This is a genomic window from Caulobacter sp. BK020 (assembly GCF_004342605.1).
Classification (GTDB): Bacteria; Pseudomonadota; Alphaproteobacteria; order Caulobacterales; family Caulobacteraceae; genus Caulobacter.
This window is the reverse complement of sequence record NZ_SLZL01000036.1, coordinates 1-19,809: the sequence shown is the minus strand read 5'-3', so window position 1 is coordinate 19,809 and position 19,809 is coordinate 1. Positions and strand designations below refer to the sequence as shown.

Annotated in this window: 19 protein-coding genes; 15 read left to right on the top strand and 4 right to left on the bottom strand. The window is 69.9% G+C overall.

What is annotated here, in order from left to right:
• Positions 1-223: 223 nt before the first annotated feature.
• The 3 genes from EV278_RS23540 (at position 224) to EV278_RS23530 (ending at position 3,577) form a co-directional block, all read left to right on the top strand.
• On the top strand, positions 224-586 hold the full coding sequence (locus tag EV278_RS23540) for a BlaI/MecI/CopY family transcriptional regulator (RefSeq protein WP_132096620.1): 363 nt from the start codon (positions 224-226) through the stop codon (positions 584-586).
• Positions 583-1,851 (top strand): M56 family metallopeptidase, encoded by a 1,269-nt coding sequence (locus EV278_RS23535; RefSeq protein WP_132096618.1) that lies wholly within the window; start codon positions 583-585, stop codon positions 1,849-1,851. Before EV278_RS23540 ends, EV278_RS23535 begins: the two co-directional genes overlap by 4 nt.
• Before the next feature lie 184 nt (positions 1,852-2,035).
• Positions 2,036-3,577: a response regulator gene (locus tag EV278_RS23530; RefSeq protein WP_132096616.1), complete on the top strand. Its 1,542-nt coding sequence runs from the start codon at positions 2,036-2,038 to the stop codon at positions 3,575-3,577.
• A gap of 15 nt (positions 3,578-3,592) precedes the next feature.
• Here EV278_RS23530 and arsH read toward each other — a convergent pair whose 3' ends face one another.
• A complete protein-coding gene (gene arsH / locus EV278_RS23525) occupies positions 3,593-4,324 on the bottom strand; it encodes an arsenical resistance protein ArsH (protein WP_132096614.1) in 732 nt (243 codons plus the stop codon).
• 56 nt (positions 4,325-4,380) lie between these two features.
• On the opposite strand from arsH, the gene EV278_RS23520 reads away from it, so the two are divergent.
• The 10 genes from EV278_RS23520 (at position 4,381) to EV278_RS23475 (ending at position 14,005) form a co-directional block, all read left to right on the top strand.
• The gene (locus EV278_RS23520; protein WP_132096612.1) at positions 4,381-4,746 is read left to right on the top strand and encodes a helix-turn-helix transcriptional regulator; all 366 of its coding nucleotides are present in this window, start codon (positions 4,381-4,383) and stop codon (positions 4,744-4,746) included.
• Complete coding sequence (locus tag EV278_RS23515; protein ID WP_132096610.1) at positions 4,743-5,417, top strand: MIP/aquaporin family protein; 675 nt, start codon at positions 4,743-4,745, stop codon at positions 5,415-5,417. Before EV278_RS23520 ends, EV278_RS23515 begins: the two co-directional genes overlap by 4 nt.
• On the top strand, positions 5,414-5,833 hold the full coding sequence (arsC, locus tag EV278_RS23510) for an arsenate reductase (glutaredoxin) (protein WP_132096609.1): 420 nt from the start codon (positions 5,414-5,416) through the stop codon (positions 5,831-5,833). Before EV278_RS23515 ends, arsC begins: the two co-directional genes overlap by 4 nt.
• A 15-nt stretch (positions 5,834-5,848) precedes the next feature.
• Positions 5,849-6,349 (top strand): CPBP family glutamic-type intramembrane protease, encoded by a 501-nt coding sequence (locus EV278_RS23505; protein ID WP_132096607.1) that lies wholly within the window; start codon positions 5,849-5,851, stop codon positions 6,347-6,349.
• Between the two features lie 261 nt (positions 6,350-6,610).
• Positions 6,611-8,038: a M20/M25/M40 family metallo-hydrolase gene (locus tag EV278_RS23500; RefSeq protein ID WP_132096605.1), complete on the top strand. Its 1,428-nt coding sequence runs from the start codon at positions 6,611-6,613 to the stop codon at positions 8,036-8,038.
• Positions 8,039-8,133: 95 nt separating this feature from the next.
• Positions 8,134-9,183 (top strand): PAS domain S-box protein, encoded by a 1,050-nt coding sequence (locus EV278_RS24665; protein WP_132096603.1) that lies wholly within the window; start codon positions 8,134-8,136, stop codon positions 9,181-9,183.
• Positions 9,146-9,532, top strand: a complete 387-nt coding sequence (locus EV278_RS23490) for a response regulator (RefSeq protein WP_207905550.1) — start codon at positions 9,146-9,148, stop codon at positions 9,530-9,532. The genes EV278_RS24665 and EV278_RS23490 overlap by 38 nt, the downstream gene beginning before the upstream one ends.
• A gap of 93 nt (positions 9,533-9,625) precedes the next feature.
• On the top strand, positions 9,626-10,363 hold the full coding sequence (locus tag EV278_RS23485; protein WP_132096599.1) for a M48 family metallopeptidase: 738 nt from the start codon (positions 9,626-9,628) through the stop codon (positions 10,361-10,363).
• 156 nt (positions 10,364-10,519) lie between these two features.
• Complete coding sequence (clpB, locus tag EV278_RS23480) at positions 10,520-13,108, top strand: ATP-dependent chaperone ClpB (RefSeq protein ID WP_132096597.1); 2,589 nt, start codon at positions 10,520-10,522, stop codon at positions 13,106-13,108.
• A gap of 327 nt (positions 13,109-13,435) precedes the next feature.
• Positions 13,436-14,005 carry an OmpA family protein gene (locus tag EV278_RS23475; protein ID WP_132096595.1) on the top strand — a complete coding sequence of 190 codons (570 nt, stop codon included), beginning with the start codon at positions 13,436-13,438 and terminating at the stop codon, positions 14,003-14,005.
• A 146-nt stretch (positions 14,006-14,151) separates the two neighbouring features.
• On the opposite strand, the gene EV278_RS24190 is transcribed toward EV278_RS23475, so the two are convergent.
• The gene (locus EV278_RS24190) at positions 14,152-14,505 is read right to left on the bottom strand and encodes a hypothetical protein (protein ID WP_207905549.1); all 354 of its coding nucleotides are present in this window, start codon (positions 14,503-14,505) and stop codon (positions 14,152-14,154) included.
• Between the two features lie 71 nt (positions 14,506-14,576).
• Positions 14,577-16,271, bottom strand: coding sequence for an acyl-CoA dehydrogenase family protein (locus EV278_RS23465; RefSeq protein ID WP_132096593.1), 1,695 nt, complete (start codon positions 16,269-16,271; stop codon positions 14,577-14,579).
• A 104-nt stretch (positions 16,272-16,375) separates the two neighbouring features.
• Between EV278_RS23465 and EV278_RS23460 the strand changes: the two genes are divergently transcribed.
• Positions 16,376-17,002, top strand: coding sequence for a glutathione S-transferase (locus EV278_RS23460; protein ID WP_132096590.1), 627 nt, complete (start codon positions 16,376-16,378; stop codon positions 17,000-17,002).
• 297 nt (positions 17,003-17,299) lie between these two features.
• On the opposite strand, the gene EV278_RS23455 is transcribed toward EV278_RS23460, so the two are convergent.
• Positions 17,300-18,712, bottom strand: a complete 1,413-nt coding sequence (locus tag EV278_RS23455; protein WP_132096588.1) for a hypothetical protein — start codon at positions 18,710-18,712, stop codon at positions 17,300-17,302.
• Between the two features lie 255 nt (positions 18,713-18,967).
• Between EV278_RS23455 and EV278_RS23450 the strand changes: the two genes are divergently transcribed.
• Complete coding sequence (locus tag EV278_RS23450; RefSeq protein WP_132096586.1) at positions 18,968-19,543, top strand: SH3 domain-containing protein; 576 nt, start codon at positions 18,968-18,970, stop codon at positions 19,541-19,543.
• Positions 19,544-19,809 lie beyond the last annotated feature (266 nt).

Below are 19,809 nucleotides of genomic sequence, written 5' to 3'. Positions count from 1 at the left end.
GAGCCGCGTGAAGGGACCGGTGGCCACCGGTCCCTTCACAGCTCAAAGCCATCACGCCTTCGAGCCGCGATCCAGATACAAGGGGTCCCGGGCACAAGGCCCGGGATGACGGCTGGAAAAGGGGAGGAGTCGAACTCAACAATCTCGAAGATCGCCGGTTGACGAGATCGATGACAACTGTCAACGTCACATCGTTGACAGCTGTCATCCAAGAGGCGCGGCCATGAAGATCAGTTCGGCGGAGAGCGTGGTGATGGAGGCGCTGTGGCGGCGCAGCCCCCTGACCTCGGAGGCGATCATGGCCGAGGTCTGCGAGCCCCAGGGCTGGACCGAGGGCACGGTGAAGGTGCTGATCAGCCGCCTGCTGAAGAAGAAGGCCGTCGGCGCCGTCGCCGAGGGCCGGCGCTATCTCTATTCGCCGCTGGTCTCGCGGCAGGCCTATGTCGGCAGCGAGAGCCAGGGCCTGCTGGACCGCCTGTTCGACGGCCGCCTGGCCCCGCTGGTGGCCCACTTCTCCGACAGCGACAAGCTGAGCCCGCAGGACGTCGCCGAACTGAAGGCCCTGATCGAGAAGATCGGCAAATGAGCGGCGCGCTCCTGTCCCTGCTGGGGCGCGGCCAGCTGGCCCTGACGATCGGGCTGCTGCTGGTCCTGGCCCTGCGCCGTCCGGTTCGCCAGGCGTTCGGCCCGGCGGCGGCCTATCTGCTGTGGCTGGCTGTTCCGCCGTGCCTGCTGGCCGGGCTGCTGCCCGCCCCCGCCCCGACCGCGGCCACGGCCCCGGTGGTCTCCCTGGTCGCCGACGCCGCCTGGCGGGCCAGGCCGATCGTACGCCAGGCGCGGCAGGTGTCGGACCTCCTGCTGGCCTTGTGGGCGACCGGCGCCGTCGGGGCGGCGGTGCTGTTCGCCCTGCGCCAGGCCCGCTTCGTCCGCGGCCTGGGCCGCCTGATCCCTTCGCCCTCCGATCCCGCCCTGCTGCTGAGCCAGCACACCGGCGCCGGTCCCCTGCTGCTGGGCGCGCTGCGGCCCCGCATCGTCGCCCCCGCCGACTTCGACACCCGCTTCCAGGGCGCGGCGCGCGACCTGATCCTGGCCCACGAGCGCGTGCACCTGGCGCGGGGCGACGCGGTGGCGAACGCCCTGGTGGTCGCCGTGCGGTGCCTGGCCTGGTTCAACCCGCTGGTCCACCTGGCCGCTCGCCGTCTGCGCATCGACCAGGAGATCGCCTGCGACGCGGTCGTGGTCGAGCGCCATCCCGACGCGCGCCGTCTCTATGCCGAGACCCTGCTGCGCAGCGCCCTGACCCCCGTTTCCCCGCCGTTCGGCTGTTCCTGGCCCGCCGTGGGCCCCCATCCCCTGAAGGAGAGACTGATGATGCTGCAGATCACTTCGACGACTCCCTCTCGCAAGGCGCTCGGCGCCGTCCTGGTCGGCGCGGTCGGCCTGGCCGCCGCCGGCGCGGTCTGGGCCGCCAATCCGCCCAAACCCACCGTGGCCGCGCCCGTCTGGATCCAGCGGCCGGGCGGCGAGGACATGGCGCGCTACTATCCGAAAGCGGCGATCACGGCCGGGGTCGGGGCCGCCAAGGTGGTGATCGACTGCGGCGTCACCGGCGAGGGCCGCCTGGACAACTGCCTGGTCCAGCGGGAGGAGCCGGCGCAGTACGGCTTTGGCGCGGCCACGATCCAGCTGGCCAGCCATTTCCGGATGGCCGCCAACGATCTCGACGGCAAGCCGACCGCCGGCGGCACGGTCCGCATCCCGGTCGTCTTCCTCCACAACCCCGACCTGGCGCCTGTGAGTTCGGACACCCCACCCGAACTCGCCAAGCCGTCTCCAGATTCGGCAAGTTAGGCAGGCTTGAGGGGCGAAGCCGCTCACGGCTTCGCCCGGCGCGCCCTGGAATGGCTCTGATCCAAATCCAGTCCCCAGGGACAACCGGTCGCAGGTCAAGCTCGGCAAACCCTCGGGCCATTTACGACTCCGCAACGCCAAGCGGCGAAGGTGAGATCCCAAAGACGCCTCGCCGAATGGCTGCATGGACACGCTCGCCCGCCTTATCGACCGCCGAGCCCCGATCGACCCCGCGACCCCGTGCGCCGAGGTCCGGGCGCTGTTCGACGTCCAGGCCAACCTCGCCGCCCTGGCCGTGGTGGCGGACGGCAAGCCGGTCGGCCTGGTCTATCGCGACGTGTTCCTGGGCCAGATGGCCGTCGCCCCCGACCTGGCGCGGCGTCCGGTCTCCGAGATCATGGACCGCAATCCGCGCACCGTCGCCGCCGACCTGTGCGTGACCGACTTCGTCGACCGCATCGCCAACAGCCCCACCCCCGTGTTCCGCAGCGCCTATGTCGGCGTCGATCAGGACGGCGGCTATGTCGGGGTCGGCGGACTGAACTCGCTGCTCACCTCGCACCGCCGCCGCCAGCGCGAGGCCGACGAGGCCATGGCCCTGGTCGAGCGCATGGCCCACGACATCGGCCACCACCTGGACGGCGTGCTGGCCTTCACCGAACGGCTGGAGCAATCGCGGCTGACGCCCGACGCCAGCGCCTATGTCCGCGCCATCGGCGACACCAGCCGCGACATGAGCCTGGTCCTGGGCCGGGCCATGGACCTGCGCCGCGCGGTGACCGGCGGCCTGACCCTGTCGCCCGCCCCCGCCCTGCTGCGCGACCTCAGCGACGCCGTCGAGGCCCGCTGGGCGCCCCGCGCCGCCGAGGGCGGAAGCACCCTGCTGTTCTCCTATGACGGCGACCCCGAGGCCGCCGCCCTGATCGACGCCGACCGTGTGCTGCAGGTGTTCGACGCCTTGATCGAAAGCGCCCTGGCCCACGGCCGCGGCGTGATCGAGGCCAGCCTCAAGGCCCGCCCGGTCTATCTCGAAACGGGGGAGGGCGGCCTGAAGCTGGAAGCCCGGGTGCGCGACAACGCCGCCGGCTCGGCCGAGGTCCGCCTGGCCCGCGTGTTCGACCCGCTGGGCATGGCCAGCATGGAAGACCGCAACGAACTGGCCCTGGGCGTGGGCATGGCCCTGGCCCACGGCCTGACCCGGGCCATGGGCGGCCCGCTGCGGGCCGAGGCCAATCTGGGCGCCGGCCTGACCCTGCAGTTCAGCCTGACCGCGCCGGAAGCCTCCCTGACCGCCGAGGCCGACGACGAGCCGATGCTGGACGCCCGCTCGGCCCACATCCTGATCGTCGACGACAACGCCACCAACCGCATGGTCGCCGAGGCCCTGTGCGAGATGTTCGACTGCACGTCCGAACAGGTGGTCGACGGCGTCGAGGCGGTCGAGGCCGCCAAGTCGGGCCGCTTCGACCTGATCCTGATGGACATCAAGATGCCGCGCATGGACGGCGTCACCGCCACCCGCGCCATCCGCGAGCTGCCCGGCCGGGCCGGCTCGGCGCCGATCGTCGCCCTGACCGCCAACGCCGACCCCAACGACGTGGCCACCTACATCGCCGCGGGTATGCAAGACGTGGTCGAAAAGCCGATCAAGCCCGAGCGCCTGGCCGTGGTGCTGTCGGCCCTGCTCGGCGCCGACGAGGACGAGAACGCCGAGGCGGCGGCGTAGGGTTCGGGGACCGCCTCAGGCCGACGCCTCGTGGCTCATCGCCGCCGCACCCAGCATGACATGCTCGGCGATCCGGCCATTCGCCTTCCGTTCGCTGTAGCGGTCGACAAGATAGTCGGCCCGGTCCCGCGTGAGCAGGGTGAACTTGACCAGTTCCTCCATCACGTCCACCACGCGGTCGTAGTAGCTGGACGGCTTCATGCGGTCGTTCTCGTCGAACTCCTTGTAGGCCATGGCCACCGAGGACTGGTTGGGGATGGTGATCATCCGCATCCAGCGGCCCAGCAGGCGCAATGTGTTGACGGCGTTGAACGACTGCGAGCCGCCGCTGACCTGCATCACCGCCAGGGTCTTGCCCTGGGTCGGGCGGACGCTGCCGATCTCCAGCGGGATCCAGTCGATCTGGGCCTTCATCACCCCGCTGATCGCCCCGTGCCGCTCGGGGCTACACCAGACCTGGCCCTCGGACCATGACGACAGGGCGCGCAGCTCCTGCACCTGGGGATGGTCGGGTCCGGCAGCGTCAGGCAGAGGCAGGTCGCGCGGGTCGAAGATCCGGGTCTCGCAGCCCAGACGCCGGAGGATGCGAGCGGCCTCCTCGACCAGCAGCCGGCTGAACGACCGCTCGCGCAACGAGCCGTACAACAGCAGAATCCGAGGCGGATGGGTCGAGGGCGCCGAGACCTCTAGCTGCTCCCGATCGATCGGGGCCAGGAACTGGAGATGCAAGGCGGGAAACTCGGTCATCGGCGCGCTCCAAACTTCGTCATTGATCTGTCTCATATTTCTATTATATTGGAAATATGGAATCGAAAACCGCCGCCGCGAGCCTGTCCGCCCTCGGCCATGAGGGCCGCCTGGCGATCTTTCGCCTGCTGGTGAAGGCTGGTCCAGGCGGCGTCGCGGCAGGTGAGATCGCGCGCCGGCTGGACACCCTCCCCAACACCCTGTCGGCCAATCTCAACGTCCTGTCGCACGCCGGCCTGATCACCGCGCGCCGCGAAGGGCGGTCGATCCTCTATTCGGCGAACTTCTCAGCCATGAGCCGGCTGCTGGGCTTCCTGATGGAAGACTGCTGCGACGGCGCGCCGGAGATCTGCGCCCCGCTGGGCGACATCGTCGCCAAGGTCGCCGACTGCGGCGTCGCCTGCCCGCCGCGCCCGTCATGACCGCCTTCTCCCTGTCGCGCCGCCTGGCCGCCGAGGCGCTGGGCTCGGGCCTGCTGCTGGCCGTGGTGGTCGGCTCCGGGATCATGGGCCAGCGCCTGGCCGGCGGCAATGTCGCCCTGGCCCTGCTGGGCAACACCCTGGCGACCGGCGCGGCCCTGGTGGTGCTGATCACCGTGTTCGGACCGGTCTCGGGCGCCCACTTCAACCCGGCGGTGACCCTGGTGGCGGCCCTGCGGCGCGACCTGCCCTGGCGCGCGGCCCTGGCCTATCCGCCGGCCCAGCTGGCGGGCGCGATCCTCGGCGTCTGGTGCGCCCACGCCATGTTCGGCGAGGCGATCTGGCAGGTCTCGACCCAGCCGCGCCTCGGCGCCGCCCAGGCCTTCGCCGAGTTCGTCGCCACCTTCGGCCTGCTGGCGACCATTCTGGGAACCGTGCGGTTCCGTCCCGACTTCACCGCCGTGGCGGTGGGCCTCTACATCACCGCCGCCTACTGGTTCACGGCCTCGACGTCGTTCGTCAATCCGGCCGTGACGATCGCCCGCAGCCTCAGCGACACCTTCGCCGGCATCGCCCCCTCCGGCGTTCCGGCCTTCATCCTGGCCCAGACGGCCGGCGCGCTGGTCGCGGCGGCGGTGTTCGGCTGGCTATTGAAAGACGAGCAGACTCCATGACCGACGCCCCCGACTTTCCCGTGACGATCTTCCACAACCCCGCCTGCGGGACCTCGCGCAACGTGGTGGCCATGGTCCAGGCGGCCGGCTACGCGCCGACGATCGTGGAATATCTGCAGGCCGGCTGGACGGCCGACCAGTTGCGCGACCTGGCCGCCCAGGCGGGCCTCGCCGTGCGGGACCTGCTGCGCGAGAAGGGCGCGCCGGCCGCCGAGCTGGGCCTGCTGGACGACGGCGTCGGCGAAGACCGCCTGCTCGAGGCCATGGTCGCCCACCCGATCCTGGTCAACCGCCCGCTGGTGGTCACGCCCAAGGGCGTCGGCCTGTGCCGGCCCTCCGAAACGGTGCTCGCCCTGCTGGACCGCAAGCCCGAAAGCTTCACCAAGGAGGACGGCGAAGTGGTGATGCTGGGCTAGGGGCCACCAAGGCGAATGCGCTCGATCCTGCTCCGCCGCCTGCGCCGATCCCTGACCACCCTGCCCGACGCGCGCGGCTGGGCGCTGTGCGGCCTGGTCGCCGCGGTCACTGGGGTCGCCATGGCCGCCCTCGGGTTCTCGACCGGTCTCTACGCCGTGACCCCGGCTATTCCGGGCCTGCCGTCGCGGCTCTTGAGCGTGCTGTTCGTCCCGGCCCTGGGCGAGGAGATCCCGTTTCGCGGCCTGCTGGTCCCCGGCCGCGACGAGACCGCAAGGCCGTGGGCCGCCATCGCGCTCTCGACCGCGCTCTATGTCGCCTGGCATCCGCTGGAGGCCCTGACCTTCCTGCCCGGCGCGACCATGTTCCTGCGCCCGGACTTCCTGGCCTGCACCGCGATCCTGGGCCTCGCCTGCGCGGTGATGCGCTGGCGGACGGGCTCGCTGTGGCCGGCGGTGATCCTGCACGGCGGCTTCGTCGTGGTCTGGCAGACCTGGCTGGGCGGGGTGCGGCTGTGAAAAACAGGATCGATGTTCAGGTTCGCTCCCCTCTTAACGTTCGTCATTCCGGGCCTTGTGCCCGGAACCCCTGGTTCAGCTCACACATGAAACGCCTTGGCGCGCAGGCGCGCCACACCTACGCACCTGCGGCGGTGCGAGGGGTCCCGGGCAGAGTGTTCAGTCCGGGATGAGGGCCTATTTGGCGCGCGAAGAGCTTGGCCCATTGCGCTCAACGCCAAACCCCGCCTAGCCTCGCCCCAGCACAACAAGGGGATGACCATGCGCGGCGGGACCAGGACCATCTTCATGACGGCGGCCGCCCTGGTCGCCCTGGTCGCCACGTCGGCCCTGGCCCAGGGCCCGGCCAAGGATTCCGGCGAAACCGCCTTCCGCGGCCTCTACAAGGAGCTGGTCGAGATCAACACCACGGCCTCGGTCGGCAGCTGCACGGCGGCGGCCCAGGCCATGGGCGCGCGGCTGAAGGCGGCCGGCTTCGCCGACAGCGACGTGCGCGTGGTGTTCCCCGACGAGCACCCCAAGGCCGGCGCCCTGCTGGCTACCCTGCACGGCAAGGACCCCAAGGCCGGCGCCATCCTGCTGCTGGCCCACATCGACGTGGTCGAGGCCCGGCGCGAGGACTGGGAGCGCGACCCGTTCAAGCTGGTCGAGGAGGACGGCTACTTCTACGCCCGCGGGGCCAGCGACGACAAAGCCATGGCGGCGATCTTCACCGACAGCCTGGTCCGCTACAAGCACGAGGGCTTCACGCCCCGGCGCGACATCAAGCTGGCCCTGACCTGCGGCGAGGAGGGCGGCCAGTTCAACAGCGTGCCCTGGCTGCTGGAAAAGCATCCCGAGGCCATGAAGGCCGACTTCGCCCTGAACGAGGGCGACGACAGCCAGCTGGACGAAAAGGGCCAGCCCCGGCTGCTGGGCATCCAGGTCGGCGAGAAGGTCTACATGGACTACAATCTCGAAGTGACCAACGCCGGCGGCCACTCCTCGCGTCCGGTCAAGGACAACGCGATCTACCACCTGGCCGGCGGCCTGGCCCGGCTGGGGGCCTACGACTTCCCGATCGCCCTGAACGACGCCACCAAGGGCTATTACGAGCAGAGCGCCAAGATCGAGCCCGATCCCGAGGTGGCGAACGCCATGCGGGCCATGGTCAAGGACCCCGCCGACGCCGCGGCCGCCGCCATCCTGGCCCGCGACCCGGGCCGCAACAGCATGATGCGCACCACCTGCGTGGCCACCATGGTCGAGGCCGGCCACGCGCCCAACGCCCTGCCGCAGCGGGCCAAGGCCAACGTCAACTGCCGCATCCTGCCCGGCAATGACCCCAAGGTCGTCCGCGACCAGCTGGAACAGATCGTCGCCGACCCGGCCATCAAGATCACCCTGGCGGCCGACCCCGACCCGGTCAGCCCGCCGCCGCCGCTGACGCCCCGGATCATGGCCCCGGCCGCCAAGGTCGCCGCCAGGATCTGGCCGGGCGTCCCGTTCATCCCGGCCATGCTGACCGGGGCCACCGACGGCCGCTTCACCAACGCCGCCGGCGTCCCGACCTACGGCCTGTCGGGCCTGATGGCCGGCGTCGACGGCGACCACATCCACGGCCTGAACGAGCGCATCCAGGTCAAAGCGCTGATGAACGGCCGCCAGTTCCTCTACGAGGTCGTCAAGCTGTACGCCGACGCGCGCTAGGCGCCTGTAGGGCGCAGACTCTCTCTACGGATAAGCCCTTGGCTGACTCGCAACTAGAGGGGTAGTGTTCTGGCGTCGCAGGGGCGAGGCCGGTCATGGTCGAGATCAGGGAAAAGGCGCGGCGGCCCAGGAGGGCCAGCGCCGACGGTGGCGTCGAGGCGCGGTATCGGGCCATCGTCGACACCGCCGTCGACGCGATCGTGGTGATCGACGAGACCGGGCACGTCGAGGCCTTCAATCCCGCCGCCGAGCGGCTGTTCGGCTATGCGGCCCAGGAAATCATCGGACGCAATGTCCGCACCCTGATGCCCGAGCCCTATCACGGCGAGCACGACGGCTACCTGGCCCGCTACCGGCAGACGGGCGAGCGGCGGATCATCGGCATCGGCCGGGAGGTCGAGGGCCTGAGGCGCGACGGCTCGACCTTTCCGCTGGAGCTGTCGATCGCCGAATGGCGCGAGGGCGGCCAGCGCTTCTTCACCGGCGTGATGCGCGACATCACCGAGCGCCGGCGGGCCGAGGAACTGCAGCGCCTGCTGGTCAACGAGCTCAATCACCGGGTCAAGAACACCCTGGCCACGGTGCAGTCGGTGGCGGGCCAGACCCTGCGCAACGCCGCCGACCTGCACGGCGCGCGGGACTCGCTGACCACGCGGCTGCTGGCCCTGGCCCGCGCCCACGACCTTCTGACCCGCGAGAGCTGGGACGGCGCCGAACTGCGGGACGTGGTCGCCTCCCTGATCGCCTCGCACGGCGACGCCGAGCGGTTCGCGGTGCACGGCCCCGCGTTCCGCCTGGCGCCCAAGGCGGCGCTGTCGCTGTCGATGGCCCTGCACGAGCTGATGACCAACGCCACCAAGTACGGCGCCCTGTCCAACGACGCGGGGCGCGTGGCCCTCACCTGGGCGCGCATGAAGACCGCCGAAACCGAACGCCTGGATCTGCGATGGGAGGAATTCGATGGCCCCTCGGTCACAACGCCGAGCCGTCAGGGCTTTGGCAGCCGCCTCATCACCGGCGGTCTGGCGCGGGAACTGGGCGGCGACGTTCGGCTCGAATATCCGTCCACTGGCGTCGTCTGCACGATCAGCGCGGCGCTCGCGAAGCCTGGCGGGCCCACTCGCTTCAGCCACGGCCCCGCCTGAGCCGCTCCGGGTCCTCGTCGTCGAGGACGAACTGTTCGTCGCCATGCTGGTCGAGGACATGCTCGGCGACCTGGGGTGCGACATCGTCGAGTCCGCCGCCTCGGCGGCCCAGGCCGAACAGGTCGCGCGGACGGCGCAGATCGACTTCGCGCTGCTGGACGTCAATCTGGACGGCGAGACCTCGTTCGCCGCCGCCGACGTCCTGCGCGGTCGCCAGATCCCGTTCGCCTTCGTCACCGGCTATGGCGAGCAGGGGGTGCGGCCGGACCTGCGCGACGTCCCTGTCCTGTCCAAGCCCATCGACCCGCGACAGCTGGCGGGCGTGATCGAGGCCGTCGAACGGACCTGAGCCGGGCCGATCGGGCTGGCCCCGACGATAGACAATCGGGCCTTGCATCTTGCACTAGTAGGACCCCCGCCGTTCGTCCGCCGGAGTTTCGACTTGCGCCGCGCTTTCCCCATCCTCGCCGCCCTGGTCCTGGCCGCCTGCGCCTACAATCCCGAACTGGGCCGCCAGCAGATGACCATCGTCGACGACGCCAGCCTGGCCCAGGCCGGCGAGCAGGCGTGGAGCCAGGCCCTGGCCAAGAACACGGTCAGCCGCGACCGCGCCGCCAACGCCCGGGTGCGCGCGGTCGGCCAGCGGGTGGTCAACGCCGCCGGCCTGGGCCAGCGTCCGTGGGACTATGCGGTGTTCGAGGACAAGGCGCCCAACGCCTTCGTCCTGCCCGGCGGCCATGTCGGCGTCACCACCGGCCTGCTGAACCTGGTCGACAACGACGACCAGCTGGCCGCCGTGATCGGCCACGAGGCCGGACACGTGGTCGCCCGCCACGCCGCCGAACGCCAGTCGCAGAACCTGACCTCCAGCCTGGTGCTGGGCGTTCTGGGCGCCGCCGCCGGTTCGTCCGACGCGGCCCGGGCGATCTCCAGCTATGGCGGCGGCGCGGCCAAGTACGGCTTCCTGCTGCCGTTCTCGCGCAAGCAGGAGCTGGAGGCCGACCGCCTGGGCGTCGACTTCATGCAGCGGGCCGGCTACCGCCCGCGCGAGGCGGTGATCCTGTGGCTGCACATGCAGGCCAACGGCGGCCCCAACACCCCGCAGTTCGCCTCGACCCATCCGTCCGACGCCGCCCGGATCCAGGCCCTGGAAGCCTACATCGCCCAGCGGGGCTGGTAGCCGCGCCTACCCGCCGTTCTGCGGGGAGACGATCAAAGCCGACGTTCCTGCCGCCTGGCCCTTGTGTGGCTGAACGGCCACACCTAAATCCCGTCCTGGGCGGCTCGTGCTCAAGCGAGGCGAGCGGCCCAAATCCGCCCATGGAGGGGATACCGCATGAAGATCGATCTCTATTCCGACCGCGCCAAGTCCGCGGTCCAGTCGGCCCAGAGCCTGGCCCTGGCCAAGGGGCACCAGCAGCTGGGGCCCGAACACCTGCTGAAGGTCCTGCTCGAGGAGAAGGACGGCCTTTCCCGCACCCTGATCCAGAACGCCGGCGGCCGGCCCGACACGGCCGACGCGGCCGTCGACGCCCTGCTAGCCAAGACCCCGCGCGTCGATGGCGCCGGCGGCCAGCTCTACATGAAGCCCGACACGGCTCGCGTCTTCGACGCGGCCGAGACGGGGGCGAAGAAGGCCGGCGACGCCTTCGTCACCACCGAGCGCCTGCTGATCGCCATCGCCAAGGAAGGCGGCGACGCGGCCAAGATCCTGAAGGACGCCGGGGCCACGGCCCAGGGCCTGGAAACCGCCGCCGCGGCGATCCGCAAGGGCCGCACCGCTGACAGCGCCTCCAGCGAGGACGGCTATGACGCCCTCAAGCGCTACGCCCGCGACCTGACGGCCGCCGCCAAGGACGGCAAGATCGACCCGGTGATCGGCCGCGACGAGGAGATCCGCCGCACCATCCAGGTGCTGAGCCGCCGCACCAAGAACAATCCCGTCCTGATCGGCGAGCCGGGGGTCGGCAAGACCGCCATCGTCGAGGGCCTGGCCCAGCGCATCGTCAATGGCGACGTGCCCGAGAGCCTCAAGGACAAGAAGCTGCTGTCGCTGGACATGGGCAGCCTGATCGCCGGCGCGAAGTATCGCGGCGAGTTCGAGGAGCGGCTGAAGGCCGTGCTCGGCGAGGTCACGGCGGCCGAAGGCTCGATCATCCTGTTCATCGACGAGATGCACACCCTGGTCGGGGCGGGCAAGAGCGACGGGGCGATGGACGCCTCCAACCTGCTCAAGCCGGCCCTGGCGCGGGGCGAGCTGCACTGCGTGGGCGCCACGACGCTGGACGAGTACCGCAAGCACGTCGAGAAGGACGCCGCCCTGGCCCGCCGCTTCCAGCCGGTGTTCGTGCAGGAGCCGACGGTGGAGGACACCGTCTCGATCCTGCGCGGCCTGAAGGAGAAGTACGAGGTGCACCACGGCGTGCGGATCAGCGACAGCGCCATCGTCGCCGCCGCCACGCTGAGCAACCGCTACATCGCCGACCGTTTCCTGCCCGACAAGGCCATCGACCTGGTCGACGAGGCCGCCAGCCGGGTGCGGATGGCCATCGACAGCAAGCCCGAGGAACTGGACGAGATCGACCGCCGCCTGGTGCAGCTGAAGATCGAGCGCGAGGCCCTGTCCAAGGAGACCGACGCGGCCTCCAAGCAGCGGCTGGAGAACCTCGAGGTCGAGATCGACGACCTGCAGTTCCGCAGCGACGAGATGACCGCTCGCTGGAAGGCCGAGAAGGACAAGGTCGGCGGCGCCGCCCAGGCTCGCGAGGCCCTGGACCGGCTGCGCGCCGACCTGGCCGCCGCCCAGCGGGCCGGCGACTTCGCCCGCGCCGGCCAGATCCAGTACGGCGAAATCCCGGCCCTGGAAAAGCGTCTGGCGGACGCCGAGGCCGGCGAGGGCGGGTCCGAAAAGGCCCTGACCCCGGAAGTCGTCGACGCCGAGCAGATCGCCGCCGTGGTCAGCCGCTGGACCGGGGTGCCGGTCGAGAAGATGCTGGAGGGCGAGCGCGAGAAGCTGCTGAAGATGGAGGACGCCTTGCGCGGCCGGGTGGTCGGCCAGGACGAGGCGCTGGAGGCGGTGTCGGACGCGGTCCGCCGCGCCCGGGCCGGCCTGCACGACCCCTCCAAGCCGATCGGCAGCTTCCTGTTCCTGGGTCCGACGGGCGTGGGCAAGACCGAGCTGACCAAGGCCCTGGCCGAGTTCATGTTCGCCGACGAGCATGCGATCACCCGCATGGACATGTCGGAATACATGGAAAAGCACTCGGTCAGCCGGCTGATCGGCGCGCCTCCCGGCTATGTCGGCTACGACGAGGGCGGGGCGCTGACGGAAGCCGTGCGCCGGCGTCCCTACCAGGTGGTGCTGTTCGACGAGATCGAGAAGGCCCACCCGGACGTCTTCAACGTGCTGCTGCAGGTGCTGGACGACGGCCGTCTGACCGACGGGCAGGGTCGGACGGTTGATTTCAGGAACACCCTGATCATCATGACCTCCAACCTCGGGGCCGAGTTCCTGGCCAACCAGGAAGACGGGTCCGACGTCGAAGAGGTGCGCCCGCTGGTGATGAACACGGTGCGCGGCCACTTCCGCCCCGAGTTCCTTAACCGGATCGACGAGATCATCCTGTTCAAGCGCCTGTCGCGCTCGAACATGGGCGACATCGTCCGCATCCAACTGCAGCGGGTCGACCGGATGCTGGCCGAGCGCCGCATGACCCTGGCGCTGGACGCCGAGGCCCTGCAGTGGCTGGCCGACAAGGGCTATGACCCGGTCTATGGCGCGCGCCCGCTCAAGCGCGTGATCCAGAAGGACCTGATCGACCCGATCGCCAAGAAGCTGCTGGCCGGCGACCTGGAGGACGGCGGTGTGATCGCCGTCGGCGCCGGGGCCGATGGCCTGGCGATCGGCAAGGCGACGCTGCAGTAACGCCCAGCTCAGCGAATCCTGGCGGGCGCGTCCGATGGGCGCGCCCGTTTTTCTGTCTGGCGGAGACGGAAAAACAGGTCCAGGATGGCGATACAGCCTCAGAACATGACAAATATTTATTGGGAACCTTTGTCCGGGTTCTGCGTACGCGCGCGTTATTTAAGAGTGCTCGGGACGCCTTCCCTGCAATGGCCAAGTCTGTCCAGAACAGGCCCAGAATTCGCCTCTTTCGAATGTCGATTTTGACCTGACGAAGCGCCGCTACTGGGGTGTGGGACGGCTCAGCTTGGCGCTCGGCATTTGGAACAACAGGCGGAAGGGTGTGCCATGATTAGCATGCGTTATAAGATGATGGTGGTGAGCGCTCTGGTGGCCGGCGGACTGTCGGTCAGCGGTTGCGCGACCAAGGGCTATGTCAACGATCAGGTCGGCGTGGTGAACACTCGGGTCGATGGGACCGAGACCAAGCTGGCCGAGGTCGACCGGACCAGCCAGGAAGCGCTGAAGCGCGCCACCGACGCCGGCAAGCTGGCCGAGGGCAAGTTCCTGTACTCGGTGGTGCTGAGCGACGACTCGGTGAAGTTCCCGCTGAACCGGCACGAGCTGTCGCCGGAAGCCGAGCAGCGCCTGGCCGACTTCGCCTCGAAGCTGAAGGGCGACAACAAGAACGTCTATCTGGAGATCCAGGGCTTTACCGACGCCACCGGCGATCCCCAGTACAACGAGACCCTGGGCAACGAGCGGGCCGAGACGGTGCGCAAGTTCCTCAGCAAGCAAGGCGTGCCGCTGAACCGCATGGCGACGATCTCGTACGGCGAGGAAGACCCGGTGGCCCCGAACGACAACCCCGACGGCCGCGCCCAGAACCGCCGCGTGGTGATCCAGGTCCTGGCCTAGACAGACCACCCTTGTTGGGGGCAGGCGCTCGCGCCTGTCCCCATCCGTTCCATGTCCGAATCTCGCTCAAGCGGGCCGAACAACGAGGCCCGGGATGACGGCTGAAAGGATGGACCAGGGCGAGTGACCTGAACCTCGACAGGCCCCTAAAAACTGAACGCCAGCTTGGCGCCGACGAACTTGCCGTCGGGGTCGTAGCCGCGGGCCCGGCCGGCGCCGCTGTCGTCGGCGCTGGGCTTGAGGCCGCACAGCAGGCCCGCGCCCAGCAGGGCGTCGCCGGCCACCTTGCCCTCGACCGAGGTCCGCGCCACGCCGGGCGGCAGCGGGGCCGGCGCGCGTGAATACAGCACCGGCAGACCGGGCGCGGTCAGGTCCAGGGGCCTGGGCGGGGCCAGCGACAGCCTCGGCGCGGCGGGAGCGGCGACCTCGGCCTGGGCGACGCCGGCCACGGCGAAGGCCGCGACCAGGGCGAGCGAGGCGGGGCGAAGAACGAGCGTCATCGCTTCAAGATGGTAGGCCGGCGGCGCGCGCCAAGGGGCCGTGACGCCACGGACGCCCAGACTGCAAGGACCTAGTTCCCCTCCTCCAGCAGCCGCCGGGCGATCACCTGAGCCTGGATTTCGCCGGCGCCCTCGAAGATGTTGAGGATCCGGGCGTCGGCCAGCAGGCGGCTGGCGGCGTATTCCAGGGCGAAGCCATTGCCCCCGTGGACCTGCAGGGCGTTGTCGGCGGCGGCCCAGGCGACGCGGGCGGCGACCAGCTTGGCCATGCCGGCCTCCAGGTCGCAGCGCTTGCCCTCGTCCTTCTGGCGGGCGGCGTAATAGGTCAGCTGGCGCACGCCCATGATCTCGGCGGCCATCATGGCCAGCTTGTTGTGGACGCGCGGGAATTCGAAGATCGCCTGGCCGAACTGCTGGCGGTCCAGGGCGTAGGCCAGGCCGGTCTCCAGCCCCGCCTGGGCCACGCCGACGGCGCGGGCGGCGGTCTGGATGCGGGCGCTCTCGAAGGTGGCCATCAGCTGCTTGAAGCCCTGGCCGGGCACGCCGCCCAGCAGGTTCTCGGCCGGCACGGCAAAGCCGTCGAAGGCCAGCTCGTATTCCTTCATGCCGCGATAGCCGATCACCCCGATCTCGCCGCCGCTCATGCCCTGCGCCGGAAAATCGTTCCCCTCGACGCCGCGCGGCTTGGGCGCCAGCAGCATCGACAGGCCGCGATAGTCGCTGGTGGCCGGGTCGGTGCGGACCAGCAGGGTCATGACGTCGGCCCGGGCGGCGTGGGTGATCCAGGTCTTGTTCCCGGTCACGAGGTACTGGTCGCCCTTCAGCTCGGCGCGGGTGCGCAAGGACCCCAGGTCCGAACCGGTGTTGGGCTCGGTGAACACCGCCGTCGGCAGGATCGAGGCGTCGGCGATCCTCGGCAGCCAATACTGCTTCTGCGCCTCCGTGCCGCCGGTCAGGATCAGCTCGCCGGCGATCTCCGAGCGGGTGGCCAGCGAGCCGACGCCGATCCAGGCCCGCGACAGCTCCTCCGACACCACGCACATGGCCGTCTTGCCCAGCCCCGAACCGCCGTAGTCCTCGGGGATGGTCAGGCCGAACACGCCCAGGGCGCCCAGCTCCTCGACAAGCGCGATGGGGATCAGCTGGTCCTTCAGGTGCCAGTCGTGGGCGAAGGGGGTGACCTTTTCCTCGGCGAAGGCGTGGAACTGGTCGCGGATCATCTCGAAGGTCTCGTCGAGACCGGTGTGCTCCAGGGTCGGACGGCCACGGGCCTCGGCCAGGCGCCGGGCGATGCGGGTCTTCACGCCTTGCGTCCCGCCCTCGACCACCAGCTTCATGATCCCGTTCGAGAACAGGCGGTTCATCACCGCGCGGTCGGTGACCAGGTGGGCGGGGCGGACAATCTCGCCCTGGTTCATCGGCACGCCGCCGATCAGCTGGGCGGCGTATTCGGAGAACAGCAGCTGGGCCAGCAAGGCCTCGACCTCGCCGAACCGACCCTCGGCCTCCAGCCGCTCGGCCCAACCGGCGACCTGATTCATCAGCTCGGCATAGGCCGCGTACCAGCCGTAGCCGTGGACCTGGTGCTGGTGTTCGTCGGCCAGGGCGCGGTCGATCTTGCCGTCCGGCCCGCTGATCGCCGCCTTCACCGCCGGCCTGGCCTCGGCCACGAACAGCTGGGCCGCGCCGGCCGCCTCGCGCAGCAGGACCGTCAGGCCCGGCAGGAGCAGGGACTGAGGGGATTCCTGGGTGGCCGAACCGGTCATGGCTTGCTCCCGTGCGCCAAACAGTTGTTTTCTTTCACTGTGAAGCCTTTCGCAGCTGCGAGCAATGTCGCAGCGCAGCATAGCGGCGCATCGAGGGAAGAAACATGCTGGTCGTCCATCACCTCAACGAATCGCGCTCGCAGCGGATCCTCTGGCTGCTGGAGGAGCTGGCCCTGCCCTACGAGATCCGCTTCTACGAACGCGATCCCCAGACCCGCCTGGCGCCGCCGGCCCTGCTGGAGGTTCACCCGCTGGGCAAGTCGCCGGTGCTGACCGACGGGCCGGCGACGATCATCGAGAGCGGAGCGATCACCGACTATGTCATCCGCCGCCATGCCGGCGGCCGGCTGGCCCCCGAGCCGGCCAGCCCCGACTACGACGCCTACCAGCAATGGCTGCACTATGCCGAGGGCTCGGCCATGCTGCCGCTGCTGCTGCGGCTGTATGTCGGCCGGCTGGGGGCGGCCGGCGCGCCGCTGCAGCCGCGCATCGACAGCGAGATCGCCAACCACCTGACCTATGCCGACGCCGCCTTGGCCGGCCGAGCGTTCTTCGTCGGCGACAGCCTGACCGGGGCCGACATCCAGATGAGCTTCGTGGCCGAGGTCGCCAAGGCGCACGGCAAGCTGGCCGACTACCCGAACCTGGAAGCCTGGATCGGCCGGATGCACGAACGGCCGGCCTGGCAGGCGGCGCTGGCCAAGAGCGGGCCGTATAGGCTGGGGGAATAGGCGCGGCTGCCCCCTCGCGCCAGAGTTACGCACAGCCGCTTTCGGCCGCCCCGGCCGCCGCCGCGCCGGTGGGCACGGCCAACTAGGCTTTCGGGCTCTCGAAGACGGACGAAGCCCCCTCCGCTGGAGGGGGCTTTTTCTTTGGGTCCCCGAACCCGTCGATGTTCAACGCCGTGCGTGGTCCTCGCCCTTCGACAAGCTCAGGATGAGGACCAATGTGCAGGCCGAGACCTGGAAAACCTCATCCTGAGCTTGTCGAAGGACGAGGTTTTCGCCGCCCCGGAAGAAAGCCAACCCTCACGGCGCGTCCGCCACCGCCCAGGAGAAGTCGGTGTGGGTGGTCAGGGTGGTGAAGTAGTTGGGGTCGGTGAAGAAGGCGATCGGCTTCTTGTAGTCGGCCGGATAGGTCGCGTTCGGGCCGATCAGCGCCACGCCGTGGCAGCTGACGCAGTTGGAGGTGACCCCGGCCGGGATGCCCGGCGAGGTCTCCAGATAGGGGTTGAAGCACACCGTCATGGTCGCGCCGCCCGAGGTGGTCGTCTGGGCGTAGGCCGTGCAGGCGGCGTAGTTGTTCCACGGCGCGCCCAGGCCGGACGGCTGGCCCTGCTTGCTGCCCGGGAAATTGTTGGGCGTGTCGGCCCCCGGCTGCCACCAGAAGGTCTGCCAGGTCCAGAACGGGATCTCCTTGGTGTTGACGTGCATGGCCAGCAACACGCTGTAGTCGCCGGCCGCGGCCTGGACCGAACCGCTTCCGGTGGCCGCGTTGAAGCTCTGGGCCTCGGCGGCGTTCAAGGACACGGCGTAGAAGGTGCTCAGCGGCGCCCACAGATAGGTCTTGCAGGCCAGGCTCTGGGCCTGGACGCTGGCGGCGACGCTGCTGATCTCGGACGCCGTCGCGGCGCGCACCGCCCCGGTCGCGCCCGGCTGGACCAGCACGCAGGTCGTCCAGGTGTCGGGCGTGGGGTTGGCGGCGTTGGTCGAGGCCGACGGCCCCTGCCACAGCGGCTGGACGGTCAGGCCGCTGGCCTTGACCAGCCCGAACACCGGCTTGGTCTCGATGGCCTGGACCGGAAATTCGTTGATGCCGCGGTCCTGGGGCGTGGTTCCCGCCGGCCAGGCGGCGTTCAGCTTGGTCAGGCTGGCGCCGCTGGCGTAGGAATAGGTCCCGCCGCCGGGCCCGGGCTGCGGCGCGCCGATGAAGCCGGCGGCCTGCGGGTCGAACTTGACGTCGACCGCGACCGGGAAGTTGGCGTGGACCGCCGTCGCCAGCGCCCGCAGCCGGGCGTTCCGGGTGTGATGGAACTGGGCCGGCGACTGGAACCTGCGATCTGTGCTCGGCTTCGCCGCCGCCCCGGTCGTCAGCGACGCGTCCTGGGCCTGGGGCTGCGGGAAGACGGTCGTGGCGTCGGCCCAGGTGTCCCAGATCGGCAGTTGCTGATTGTTGAGATATTGACCCGACGGGGCGGTCATGGCCTGCCACAGGCTCCAGGCGTGGCCCTGGATCGCGGCCGTGTCGTTGGTGGCGATCCAGCCGTTGATCGTCGCGGCCGGGACCGGGAAGTTCGGCCCGACCGGCAGGGGCACGGGCGTCACCGCGGCCGCCGCGGTCGCCCCGACCGGCGCCTTGGTCGCCGCCGTCTTGCCGCCGTCGCAGGCCCCAACAGCCAGCAGCAGCAGCGCCGCCGCCGCCCTCGAACCGATGTCACGCATGAGCGCCCCTCCCACGCACGCGCCCCGGTGACGCGCGCCCGGATAGTAACGACCGCATCGATACAATCGTCAATAGCAATATATCCATTCACGCGCATGACGATATTGGACGCCGAGACCCCAATCGTCAAAAAAATTGTACATGAACGAATTCTGTCATTCGACCTGACGGCGCCGTTCAGCTTCGCCTTGGCATGGTGCGTCTCACGGGGCCGACGGCTCCGCAGACATCAAGGGACGAAGGACTAGACGACCATGACCAACACCAAGACCATCAAGACGATCGCCGCGAGCCTGGCCATGGCCGCCACCGCCCTGACCATGGTCGCGGCCCCCACCGCCGCCAGCGCCATGTCGCAGAAGCTGGGCGGGGTCGTCGGCTGCGACGCCTCGGGCGGCAAGCAGGAAGTCGGCGCCGTGCTCGGCGGCGTCCTGGGCGCCGTCGCCGGCAACAAGCTGGCCAAGCACGACCGCGGCACGGGCACCGCCATCGGCGCCGTGGTCGGCGCCGGCGCGGGCTCCTACGCCGGCTGCCAGATGCAGAAGAGCCGCGCGGCCGACAACGCCGGCGGCGTCTACACCAGCAACGGCATCCGCGTCGCCAGCGCGGTCGAGGCCGCCCCGATGACCAAGATCAAGGGCAAGTACGTCGCCCGCTCGACCCTGAACCTGCGCGCCTCGGCTTCGCCCCGCGGCGAGCGGATCGGTTCGGTCCAGGCCGGCGAGACCTTCCAGGCCCTGGGCCGCACCGGCGACGGCAAGTGGATCCTGGTCGGCCAGGACGGCGTCGGCGTCGGCTACGTCTCCAGCGCCTACGTCTACCGGGCGTAAGAAAGTCGCCCTCTCCCAGAGGGAGAGGGAGGGACCCGCGCCGTAGGCGTGGGAGGGTGAGGGGTTACACCCTCACCCTTTTTCTTTGCGCGCCCTGCCGGCACGCCGGCCGACGTTTTAACCCCTCACCCTCCCATTGCTGACGCAATGGGCCCCTCCCTCTCCCTCCGGGAGAGCGACTGTCTGGATGGTCAAGCCGGTACGAAGGCGGCGCGAGCATCCCTGGCCTTGGCGTTGAGGCGGACCAGGAGCTTTCGGGCGACAGC